The sequence below is a fragment of the Salinicola endophyticus genome (assembly GCF_040536835.1).
In the GTDB taxonomy this organism is placed as follows: Bacteria; Pseudomonadota; Gammaproteobacteria; order Pseudomonadales; family Halomonadaceae; genus Salinicola; species Salinicola endophyticus_A.
In genome coordinates, this window is the sequence record NZ_CP159578.1 from 4,108,808 (window position 1) to 4,120,381 (window position 11,574).

The following is an 11,574-nucleotide window of genomic DNA, read 5'->3' on the forward strand; positions in this document are numbered from 1 at the left end:
GTCACGTCTCCAGAAAGTCGCGCCGAAACGCGTTGGCCTTGCGGTTTAAGCGTGACATAATCCGGCAAATTATCAAACGGTGTTTTCTAAACCGTTTGTAATCCCCCGACGTTCAGCCCGAGCCGCCGGGGGAGCGGCTCGGCCGATGCGTGAAAACCCGGCGTCAAAAACCGCGCGCCCGGGTTACGCCGCAGGGTTTACGCCGTAGCGGTCACGGTAAGCGCGGATCGCCTCGGCGTGGCGGCTGAAGTCGTCGGGTTCGCCGGCACCGGGCTCGCGCGCTTCGAGATAGGCGAGCATCTGGTCGAGATTGACGATGCTGATCACCGGCATGGCGTAGGCCGCTTCGACCTCCTGGATGGCGCTGTGCGGCTTGAGGCCATCGTCAGCTTGGCCACGCTCCTGGCGGTCCAGCGCGATCACCACGCCAGCGGCGCGCGCGCCGGCAGCCTCGATCAGCTGCATGACTTCGCGAATGGCGGTGCCAGCGGTGATGACATCGTCGACGATCAGCACCCGGCCGCGCAGTTCGGCGCCGACGATGTTGCCGCCCTCGCCGTGATCCTTGGCTTCCTTGCGGTTGAAAGCAAAGGGAATATCGCGGTCATGGTGGTCGGCCAGGGCAATGGCTGCACTCGCCGCCAGCGAGATACCCTTGTAAGCTGGACCAAACAGTACATCTGTCTCGATCCCGCTGTCGGCGATGGCGCTGGCGTAGAAACGCCCCAGCCTGGCCAGGGCGCGGCCGGAGCGGAACAGGCCGGCATTGAAGAAATAGGGGCTGACCCGACCGGACTTGAGCGTGAACTCACCGAACCGCAGCGCCCCTTCGGCGATGGCAAATTCGATGAACTCCCGTTGATATGGTTGGATCTCCGCGCTCACTCGAGCCCCCCTGTGTCAGTCTCGGCCGTTGTCTTGTGTCGCTTGCGCCCCCATCTAGGGCGTTTCGCTTTTACCTAAATGTCGCAAGCTCGGGTATCATACACGCGCGACGAAGAAGGAACACGGTATGAAAATCGCCAGCATCAATGTCAACGGGATCCGTGACGCCGTCGAACGAGGCTTTCTCGATTGGCTGGCCGAGCAGGATGCCGATGTCGTCTGCGTGCAGAACCTGAAGGCCAAGAGCTTCGAGCTGGACGACAGCATCCTCTATCCGGAGGGTTACGAAGGCTACTTCCTGGACGCCGAGCAGGACGGCTTCTCCGGCGTCGGGCTCTATTGTCGCAAGATCCCCAAGGCGATCATGTATGGCCTGGGCTTCGAGCAGTGCGATCACGAAGGGCGCTTTCTGCAGGCGGACTACGACCGCTTCAGCATCGCCACCTTCCTGATGCCGGATGGCCAGGACCCGGCCGCCAAGCAGACGTTCATGACCCAGTACCTCGAGTATCTGAACAAGATGGCGCGCAAGCGGCGCGAGTACATCATCTGCGGCACCTGGCACATCGCGCACAAGACGCTCGACCTGGCCAACTGGACCGACAACCAGACGACCCCGGGCTTCAAGCCGGAAGAGCGGGCGTGGATGGATCAGGTCTTCGGCCCCACCGGGTTCATCGACACCTTCCGCGAGGTCAACCGCGACGCCAACCAGTACACCTGGTGGCCCAAGCTCGACCAGGAAGTGCCGCGTGCCCGCCAGGAAGGCTGGCGTCTCGACTATCAGGTGGTCGGCCCCAACTTCCGCCGCCACGTGAAGGACGCCTGGATCGATACCGAGGCTACCTTCAGCGAGTTCGCCCCGCTGATCGTGGAGTACGATCTCGAACTCTGATCTAGACCGTTGGTCTCGACGCGTAGACGCCCCGCCAATGCGGGGCGTCTTGCGTTGAGCGCTATGTAGCGGCGCACCGCCTGGCAGCGGGGGCTAGCCGCGCTGCCAGGGCCAGTTGGTCTTGACTAGATCGATCACCTCGTCACCCCGGCCACTCATGATCGCGCGCAGGGTATAGAGGCTGAAGCCCTTGGCCTGCTCGGCCTGGATGCGCGGCGGAATCGACAGCTCCTGCTTGGCCGTGCGCACGTCGATCAGCGCCGGCCCCGGATGCTCGAATGCCGCCGTCAGCGCCGCATCGAGCTGCTCGGAAGAGTCCACCCGCTGGCTGAACAGGCCCAGCGATGCGGCCACCTCGGCGAAGTTCGCCGGCGGCAGATCGGTCACCTCGTCGACGAACCCCGCCGCCTTCATCTCCATCGCCACGAACCCCAGGGTCTGGTTGTTGTAGACCACGATCTTCACCGGCAGCTGCTGCTCGACCAGGGTGATCAGATCGCCCATCAGCATGCTGATACCGCCGTCGCCGGCCAGCGCCACCACCTGGCGCTCGGGAAAGGCTGCCTGCCACCCCATCGCCTGCGGCGTCGCGGTGGCCATCGAGCCGTGCATGAACGAGCCGGTCAGGCGCCGCTGGCCGTTCATCGCCAGATAGCGCGCCGCCCACACCGTCGGCGTGCCCACGTCGCAGGTGAATACCGTATCCGCGGCGGCCAGGGCGCTGACCCGCGCGGTCAGATACTGCGGATGCAGCGGCTCGCCCTCGGCGCGCGGCGTAGCCAACTCGTCGAGACCCTGGCGCGCCTTGCGGTAGTGCGCCTGGGTCTCTTCGAGGAAGCTGCGATCGGTCTGCTCGCTCAGCCGCGGCAGCAGCGCCTCCAGCGTCGCGCCGATATCCCCGACGAGCCCCTGCAATAGCGGGCAGCGCCGCCCGAGATGCGCGCCGCGCTCGTCGATCTGGACGATATTGCCGTGCTCGGGGAAGAAGTCGCGATAGGGGAAGTTGGTCCCCAGCATCAGCAGGAAGTCGCACTGCTTGAGGGCCTGATAGCCGGAGCTGAAGCCGATCAGCCCGGTCATGCCGACATCGAAAGGGTTGTCATACTCCAGCGACTGCTTGCCGCGCAGCGCGTGGATCACCGGCGCCTTGAGCCGCTCGGCCAGCGCGATTACCTGGGCATGATGACCATGACAGCCATAGCCGCCGAGAATCGCGATGCGGGAGTGGCCGGAAAGCTGCTCGGCCAGCGTATCCAGCGCCGCCGCTGGCGGCACCGTCACGCCGCGTACCGGGGCATTCCAGCTCGCCTGCTTGACCGGTGCGGGCTTGAGCGCGACATCCCCCGGCACCACGATCACCGCCACCCGGCGCTGGGTCAGCGCGGTGTTCATGGCGGTCTCCAGCACCTGCGGCATCTGCTCGGGGGAAGAGACCAGCTCGCAGTAGTCGCTGCACTCGCGGAACAGGGTCTCGGGGTGGGTCTCCTGGAAATAGCCCAGGCCGATCTCGCTGGAGGGAATCTGCGCCGCGATCGCCAGCATCGGCACGCCGGCGCGCTGGGCCTCGTAGAGGCCGTTGATCAGATGCAGGTTACCCGGCCCGCAGGAGCCGGCACACACGCTCAGCGACTGGGTGGCATCGGCCTCGGCACTGGCGGCCAGCGCCGCCACCTCCTCGTGGCGCACGCCGCGCCAGCGAATCTGCTCCTGACGCCGCAGACTCTCGGTGAGACCGTTGAGGGAATCCCCCGGCAGGCCCCAGATATGACGCACGCCGGCACGGGCGAGGGTATCGACGATCAGATCCGCAATGGTGAACTCGGCCACGCTGCTCTCCTGGCAATAGTGGCCGCGCCGGCGCAGCGCCTGGCTCGGCCCGGTGACTGATGATGACAACCAGAACTTTAGTCTAGTCGACACCACTCACCGTGCGAGCCAGATCGGGAAGCGCAGTCACCCGCTCAGCGGAGCACGCCGAGCACCTCGCGCTGCTTTTCGAACAGGGTCTGACAGCCGCTCTCGGCGAGATCGAGCATGGCGTTGAGTTCGGCGCGGGAGAACGCCTCGGCCTCGGCGGTGCCCTGCACTTCGATCAGCTTGCCGTCCTCGGTCATCACCACGTTCATGTCGGTATCGGCGGCGCTGTCCTCGGGGTAGTCCAGATCGAGCACCGGGGTATTCTTGTAGACCCCGACCGAGATCGAGCTGACCAGCTGGCGAAAGGGGTCGGACTTGATCAACTTCTTGCGCTGCATGTGCTGCAGCGCCTCGACCAGCGCCACGCAGGCCCCGGTGATCGAGGCGGTACGCGTGCCGCCGTCGGCCTGGAGCACGTCGCAGTCGACGGTGATGGTGAACTCACCCAGCTTCTTCAGATCCACCGCGGCGCGCAGGCTGCGGCCGATCAGACGCTGAATCTCCAGCGTGCGACCGCCCTGCTTGCCACGCGCCGCCTCACGCCCGCCGCGGGTGTGGGTGGCGCGCGGCAGCATGCCGTACTCGGCGGTGACCCAGCCCTGGTTCTTGCCGCGCAGCCAGCGCGGCACGCCGGCCTCGACGCTGGCGTTGCAGAGCACCTGGGTGTCACCGAAGCTCACCAGCACCGAGCCCTCGGCGTGGCGGGTGAAACCGCGGATCAGTGTGACCTCGCGGGGCTGGTCGGGGCGTCGTCCACTCGGGCGCATGAAAGCCTCATCGAAAACCTGTGAATTGAGACGCCGCATTCTACCCGACTACGCGACGAATTCCCCGCCGGCTCGGGTGCGTATCCCCCGACGGCGATGGGTTACACTCGATGCCAAACGCGTGCGACGCACGCCAAACGCCGCCAAGGATTTCCCATGCCGCACAGCATGACCGCCTTCTCCCGCCAGACCCATGAAGCCGAATGGGGCAGCCTGCAGCTGGAGCTGCGCTCGGTGAACCAGCGCTATCTGGAGCCGCACTTTCGCCTCGCCGATGCGCTGCGCGATCTCGAACCCGCCTACCGCGATGCCCTGCGCCAGCGGCTCTCGCGCGGCAAGGTGGAGTGCGCGCTGCGCTTCGAGCCGGCGGAAGGCGGCGCCACCCCGGAGATCAACGAGGCTCAGTTGGCAGCGCTGGCCCAGGCACTCGGCCAAGTACGCCGCACGCTGCCGGAAGCAGCGATGCCCAATGCGCTCGAACTGCTCGCCCACCCCGGCGTCATGGCCAGCCAGCGCCTCGACCTGGATGCGGTCAAGGCCGCCGCCCTGGCGCTGTTCGAGACGGCGCTGAGCGATCTGGAACAAGGCCGCGCCCGCGAGGGCGAGCGCCTGGCGGCGCTGATCCGTGAACGTCTGGACGGCGTGCGCGAGCAGATCGCCAACGTGCGTGCCCACCTGCCGGCGATGCTCGAACGCCAGCGCGCCCTGCTGCTCGAACGCCTGGAAAGCGCCCGCGCCGAACTCGACCCGCAGCGGCTGGAAGCGGAGATGGTGCTGGTAGCGCAGAAGGCCGACGTCGCCGAAGAGCTCGACCGTCTGGAGACCCATGTCGGCGAGGTCGAGCGTCAACTCAAGCAAAAAGGCCCCATCGGCCGGCGGCTGGACTTTCTGATGCAGGAGCTCAACCGCGAAGCCAATACCCTCTCTTCCAAGGCCGTGGTGGCCGAAACCACCCGCTGCGCGGTGGAGCTGAAGGTGCTGATTGAACAGATGCGCGAGCAGATCCAGAATATCGAGTAGCGCCCACCTCTCTCGAAGGCGGCGGGCTCAACACCATGAACCAGTTCGGGTGAGCGTTGAGTTTGGGTGAGCCTCGCCGGTCAGCCCAACCTGCAACGACGGCGGGCCACGTTTCGAGGAGAGGTATGGCCCGCTTTTGATCGCCCGCAGCTCGTGGCCCGTAGCTTCAGCCTCTGTACCACGCCGGGTTGTCCCAGGGGCTGCCCTCTTCGAAGGCGGGGTTGTCGTCGGTGATCTCGCGCTCGCCGATCAGCTGCATCCAGGAGTCGATGTCGGCGCTGCTGATCTTGTTGTCCGCGCCATCCTGCTTGTGCAGCGTATCCAGCAGGGCGAAGAACTCTTCGTTCTTGAGCAGGAAGTCGGCAGCGTCTTTTTCCGACTGAGAGGAACCGTATTCACCTTCCGAGATGTCTTTGAGGTCGTCCCAGCTGACAATATCATCGCCATCTTCCAAGCCTGCCCAATTGCTGCCGCCGTCCCCCTTGCCCCAATTGGTCAAAATAGTATCGATGATCTCCTTGTGCTCCTGATAGAACGCCTGGCCGTGGATATTGAGCTGCATCTGATCCTTGTCGATGTCGAAGAAGAAGTCGCCGACGTTGCCGTTCTCACGGATCTCCTGGGTGAACTTCTCATACTGCTCCGGCTGCGCTTCCCACGCCGCCATGTCCTCGGGGAACCACTCCTTGAACAAGGGGTCGGGCTCCTTGTCGTCGTCGCCGGCGTGCATCATCTCCTTGAAGCCATAGCTGGAGTTGATCAGGTAGTTGAACTTCTCGCCCCAATCATCCTCCGTCACGCCATCCTCGGCGAACTGCTCGAACTGGTCGCGGATCTTGCCTTCGGTCTCGGCGCCTTTCTTCTGCGCCATCACGGCATTGAGGATCAGGCTGGCGAAGCCCACGCCCAGCCCGATCAGGTTGCCGATGGGTCCGGCCGCGCGCAGGCCCGCGCCCAGCCCGGAAAGCACCCGGGACGCGGTCTGTAACGATGCCCCGATTTCGGCGGCGCCGCCGATGGTGAAGAACGAGCCGGAGACCACCCCGGTCGAGCTGGCGGCGAACTCCATCGGCGTGCCACCGTTCTTGATCAGTTGGTTCAGCCCGACACCCGCGACGACGGTGTCGAGAATCCCCCCGGCGAAGTCCGTCATATAGGCCAGGCCCTTGAGCGCCGGGCCGATGAGCGCCTTCTTCTTGCTGCCGACATCGCCATCGCCGCTGGTACCACCGGTGCCTCCAGGGCTGTCGGGCGACGAGCCACCCGCGGCGCGATCACCATTGGTCATCACGTCGGCTTCGCTATCCAGCGCCTGGTTGAAGGGTTGCATGGCGGATTTCGACGACTCGCCGTTGGCCGGATCGAAGCGCTGGTGCAGGTCGTCGCTGAGGCTGTCGAGGTCGTCCAGCGCGTCGCCGGCGCCGCTGGGCAGGGTCCCGCCGTCCGTCGGGCGGACATCATCCAGACGGCTGGCGATATCGTCCAGCCGCTCGAGCTGCTGCGCGCGATCGGCATCGGAGAGCGTTGGGTCGGATTCGATCGACGAGCGAATGGCTCGGTGCTTTTCCATGATGTCATCAAATAGTGCCGGCGCCTGTTCCGGCATCTTGCCCTTACCCTTGCCGTCGGCATCCAGCAGCTCGCGGTACTCCGCCACCGCCCGGTCGAAGTCGTCGATCTGGGCGAAGCGCTGCTCCGAGGGTGTCACCGAAGAGGCGAAAGGCTGGATCTCCTCGAACAGGTCGTCGACGAGTCCCCTGAGGTCGTCCGCATTCTGGGGCGCCAGACCCTCCTTCTTCATCTCGACCTTGTCGAGCCGATCCTCGATCGTATCCAGGCGCTGCTGGATCTCCTTTTTCTCGTCGTCGCTGAGCGAGTCGGATGCCTTGACGATGCGGTCGACCTCGTCGAGTTGACCCTGGATGTCGTCGACCAGGCCCTGGGCCTTCTGCTCGAAGTCGGGAGCATCCCGCTGATCGAGGAGGGTGTCGAACGACTCAAGCTTGCCGCGAATGTCGTCCAGTTTGCCCCGCGCCTGCTCGCCCGGGTTGAGAGAGGGCGCCTTGTCGCCATTGAAGGTGCCGGGGAAGCGCTCGCGCAGGACATCGCCCATCTCCTTGTCGAGACCGAGCGCCTGTGTGATGTTGGTGGTGCCGAACAGCTTGCCCAGCCGGCCGCCTTCATCGAGCTTGGGGCCCACCGCATCGGTGATGCCCTTGAGCGCGAAAGGCGTGGTGCCGATGAACACCAGCATGCCGCGCGCGACGGTCATGCGCTCTTGCCAGGTGTCGCCGAAATCGTCACCCGAGCGGCGATAGATGGCGTTGACCAGCGCTGCGGTGCCGCCGATCGCGAACATCGTGTTCGAGTTCATCAGGCTGCGGAACTGGGATTTCAGCGAGCCCTGAACGTTGGCGCGCTCGCTGTCGCTGAGCTCGACGATGGGCGGCTGGCCGTCGCGGCTGGTAGTCATGTTGCGCAGCCGCTCGTTCACCTTCTTCATGACATCGCGCATGAGAGACGAATCCTTCAGCGCCGTCTCGACATTGCTCCCGCTCAACGCCGCCTTCTTGATGACCTCCTTGAGGCCGGCGGCGATCGCCATGATCTTGGTGAACTGCAGCTTCTCGTCCGCCGACAGATTGGGCGGTACCGTGCCCTTGGGATCGGTCTTGTCGGCGGAGAGCGCATCCTTCACCGCGTTCCAGACGCCATCGGTGGTTTGAATGCCGAAGGTGCTGTAGGTGATGCCGGTGAGAATGGTCGGCACCATGTCGGCGGCGACCTGCTCCGCGGCCTCCTCGCTCTCCGGCGATATGTCGTCGCCGTTCTGAGAAGCATCGTATTCGGCGTCGATGTCGGCGAGTTCCTCCTCGAGGCCCCGGGCGGTACTGGCCGCCGTGATGCTGCCTCTCGCCTCGGCCGCGCGCTCGGGGTCGAGGGCCTGCAGCGTATTCAGGTCATTGTTCAGCCGGGTGGCGGCCTCGTCCCCGAAACCCTTGTCGCGCAGGTCCTCGATGGCATCGAGATAGTCCGCGCCCTTGTCGCCGGTCAACGAGTCGTAGATCTTGTCGGCGAGCCCGTCGCGATCCTTGATCTTGCTCTGGGCCTCCGCCATCGCCTCGTCGGTGAACTTGGCGATCTCCTCGTCCCCGAGCAGCTTGGCAAGCTCCTCGCCAAGCTTCTCCTCGTGGATCAGGCCACGCAGGTCGGCCGGGTCCATGCCCTGGGTATCGCTGGCGTAGTAGGTCCAGTCGCCGCCGTGATTGACCGTCATGTAGGGCAGGTACTGGAAGCTACCATCATCCAGTTGGGACTTGAGCTCGAGCAGCCGGGCATATTTCTTGAAGTTCTCGTTGTCCGAGTTCTCCGCCTTCTCCTCCAGCTTCTCCATGTAGAGTTCGGTGACCGTCTTGGCCTCGCCATCGTCGTTCTCGACGGTGGTCTCCTGGCCCATCAGGTTGGTCTCTTCCGAGCTGGGCAGGTCGTGGTCGGCGAACACATCGTCGATGACATCCTCGCTCGAGGTCTGCTGGAAGCTGGAGGCGGCCTCGAAATGCTCCGGCGTCACCCCCTTTGAGACGATGAACTTCTCGCCGTCGACCTCGACCAGCTTGAGTCCCTCGATGACGTCGCCGTGCTCGTCGGTGGCACTCTTGACGCTGTCGCCCTTGCCCAGCACGGGGATGTCCTCGTCGGCGGAGCGCAGCTTGTAGCCGTCGTCCTCGAGTTCGTGGATCCGTTTCCAGGTCTGCTGCGCGGTGGAAACCGTCTCGAACAGGGCCGGCGTCAACGCCTTCGATACCACCACGTCCTTGCCATCGTGAGTGGTGAAGCGAATGACGTCGTCCCGTGCATCGTTCTGCCAGTGGAATCGCTTGTAGTCATTGAAGTCGGGTGCGTCGGTATCGGCGCCGGCAATGGTGGCGCCATCCTCGACCGCAATGTCGATGGCATCCTGATGCTCGGCGTTGCCCCCCAGGGTGGCGTGCTGCTCGCTCAGGTAGTCATAGAGTTCCGGATTGTCGCTGCGCGCGACGACGAACTTCTTGCCGTCATGCTCGTAGCGAATCACCTCCGGGCCCATCTCGCCGGGCGCGCCGACTTCGGTGTTGTAGTAGGGCGGTGGCGTGGCGTCGCCGGTGATGCGCTCGTAGCCATCCGACTCGCTTTTATTGATGCCGATCAGGCTTTCATAATCCTTCTTGATGGCAGCGAAGAGTTCTGGGTTGGCGCGTTCGGCAACCACGACACGGGCGCCGTTCTGCATCTCGTAGCGGACGATGCCCTTGGCGACTTCGTCGGGAGGGCCGATGAAGCGGTAGTCGCTCAGCTTGCCGGGAGGCTCGGCATCCAGCGGCAATACGCCGTAGCCATCCTCCCCGCTCTGGTTGAGCGCGGTCATCTGGGCGGCGTCCTGGTTGACCGTCTCGAACAGCGCCGGCGTGGCGTGGCGGTCGACCTCGACGGTCTTGCCGCCCTTGGTCTCGTAGCGGATGCGGTCCTCGCCGATAGTCACGATCTGGTTGTAATCTTTCAGGTTTCTGGGCGCTTTGGTATTACTGTCAGCGACCTCCTTCTGTTGCGTTTCCGACCCCTCTTCACGATCAGATTTTCGACTCGTCAACATCGCCTGTGACAGCTTCACTCGCCAGCCTTCGGGGGGTGAATTCTGCCTGCCGGGAGTATCCGCATCGGGGATATAAGACGAATTCTTGAGCGTAATTTCTCCAGCCATTGTCAGGATCTCCCGGTCTTTTCATGTCGTTTCCGAAGGCACTCTCCGATGTCGATCGTCGAGAACCCCTGTCGATAGTCAGCCTTTCGCTTGCGACCAAGGCACCACCGTCGCGTCTCGAGGCCGCCACTTTAGCGATGAGAAAAAAGCCTTAGCGATGAGAAAAAAGCCGATGGCGCGACTCATCAAGCGGGCTGATGCATCTGCCATGGTCCCGATATCGAGTACGCCTTGCGTGAAGGCCACCCCCTACTCGAGACGCCACCAGCGGCATGTCTCCCTGATCGCGAGATAAGCCAGCCCCTGTCTAACGCTCCCATGAGGCGGCTAGGCACTCACCGATATCCGTATCTTTCCCTCAAACATAAGGGGTAAATGGCATCGGCAAAAGCGGATGAAGACAACATGACCATAGTTTGAAAAACCAAGAAATCAGGAACAAGACAAATCAAAAAACCATGGAAGCAGAAAAAAATACTGTAAAAATGTCAAAAGCAGGAAAAAAGCACCAATTCGCCAAATTTGACTGTATCCGTAAAGCTACATTGCCTTACACGACTACTGCCGCCGCGGGCTTACCCGAGCGCGACAGCCAAGTTGCCATCACGACACGTCCCGGCTCGATGCACCACCTCGTCGAATTCGATTTGAGATCTCACAAAGCAATGATCTCAAAAGTATTTTTGATTGACCGTTCAATATCATAATAATTTTGAATCACATTCGATCTCGCTTAGCGAGTCGCGCAGCAACGTGCCTGAAAAGAGAAACACTTCGATAAAAAAAATTACGCCGACAACTTCGCTTTGTCATTGCGTGCTCCTTAGTATGAATTGTGCCGGAAGATAACGGATCATCGAGTCCGCCCCGTGCTCTCATGACCGCTACGCTTCCGGGCGAGATGAACTTCTCAAACCAATACTTCTCAGGAGTCATGACATGGCAGATGTACCCTCCATCGACCCGAGCACTTCCAACGACAGCGCCGATTCTGCTATCGGCCAGCTGAAAGCCGTCTTCGATCAGGCCATCGAGAAATCGGCAGAAATCACCAAGGTCACGACCGAGAAAAAGACCATGCTGGACGCGACCAAACAGCGCCCGCAGAACTGATATCGGCCTGTCGCGGGCTCGCTACGGCCCGCGTCGTCATCCGGCCCCGCCGGGGGTCCATCTCGCCAACCCGTCGTGTCATCGGCAAGGGGCGTGGTACCCGCGGCGGTTCTGACTCCAGGCACCGGATGGCACCGACACTCTGGCCGTTTGCGGCATTGTCCAGGTCATGTCTTCGCCAACGGCAGACTGATCGCCCCCGGACGCCGCTCCTCTCGTATATCGCGCGAGATCGTTTA

Annotated in this window: 8 protein-coding genes; 4 read left to right on the forward strand and 4 right to left on the reverse strand. The window is 63.2% G+C overall.

Features of this window, described 5'->3' with window-relative positions; genetic code table 11:
* Window positions 1–183: 183 nt before the first annotated feature.
* Window positions 184–885, reverse strand: coding sequence for an orotate phosphoribosyltransferase (pyrE, locus tag ABV408_RS18530; RefSeq protein ID WP_353980347.1), 702 nt, complete (start codon window positions 883–885; stop codon window positions 184–186).
* A gap of 127 nt (window positions 886–1,012) precedes the next feature.
* On the opposite strand from pyrE, the gene ABV408_RS18535 reads away from it, so the two are divergent.
* The gene (locus ABV408_RS18535) at window positions 1,013–1,780 is read left to right on the forward strand and encodes an exodeoxyribonuclease III (RefSeq protein ID WP_353980348.1); all 768 of its coding nucleotides are present in this window, start codon (window positions 1,013–1,015) and stop codon (window positions 1,778–1,780) included.
* 93 nt (window positions 1,781–1,873) lie between these two features.
* Here the strand turns inward: ABV408_RS18535 and poxB are convergent, their stop codons facing one another.
* Window positions 1,874–3,607 (reverse strand): ubiquinone-dependent pyruvate dehydrogenase, encoded by a 1,734-nt coding sequence (gene poxB / locus ABV408_RS18540; RefSeq protein ID WP_353980349.1) that lies wholly within the window; start codon window positions 3,605–3,607, stop codon window positions 1,874–1,876.
* A gap of 134 nt (window positions 3,608–3,741) precedes the next feature.
* Window positions 3,742–4,464 carry a ribonuclease PH gene (gene rph, locus ABV408_RS18545; RefSeq protein ID WP_353980350.1) on the reverse strand — a complete coding sequence of 241 codons (723 nt, stop codon included), beginning with the start codon at window positions 4,462–4,464 and terminating at the stop codon, window positions 3,742–3,744.
* Window positions 4,465–4,620: 156 nt separating this feature from the next.
* Between rph and ABV408_RS18550 the strand changes: the two genes are divergently transcribed.
* Complete coding sequence (locus tag ABV408_RS18550; protein WP_353980351.1) at window positions 4,621–5,484, forward strand: YicC/YloC family endoribonuclease; 864 nt, start codon at window positions 4,621–4,623, stop codon at window positions 5,482–5,484.
* Window positions 5,485–5,650: 166 nt separating this feature from the next.
* On the opposite strand, the gene ABV408_RS18555 is transcribed toward ABV408_RS18550, so the two are convergent.
* Window positions 5,651–10,003: a hypothetical protein gene (locus tag ABV408_RS18555; RefSeq protein WP_353980352.1), complete on the reverse strand. Its 4,353-nt coding sequence runs from the start codon at window positions 10,001–10,003 to the stop codon at window positions 5,651–5,653.
* Between the two features lie 677 nt (window positions 10,004–10,680).
* On the opposite strand from ABV408_RS18555, the gene ABV408_RS18560 reads away from it, so the two are divergent.
* Window positions 10,681–10,929: a hypothetical protein gene (locus ABV408_RS18560; RefSeq protein WP_353980353.1), complete on the forward strand. Its 249-nt coding sequence runs from the start codon at window positions 10,681–10,683 to the stop codon at window positions 10,927–10,929.
* Between the two features lie 232 nt (window positions 10,930–11,161).
* Complete coding sequence (locus ABV408_RS18565) at window positions 11,162–11,335, forward strand: hypothetical protein (protein ID WP_353980354.1); 174 nt, start codon at window positions 11,162–11,164, stop codon at window positions 11,333–11,335.
* The last annotated feature ends 239 nt before the right edge of the window (window positions 11,336–11,574 follow it).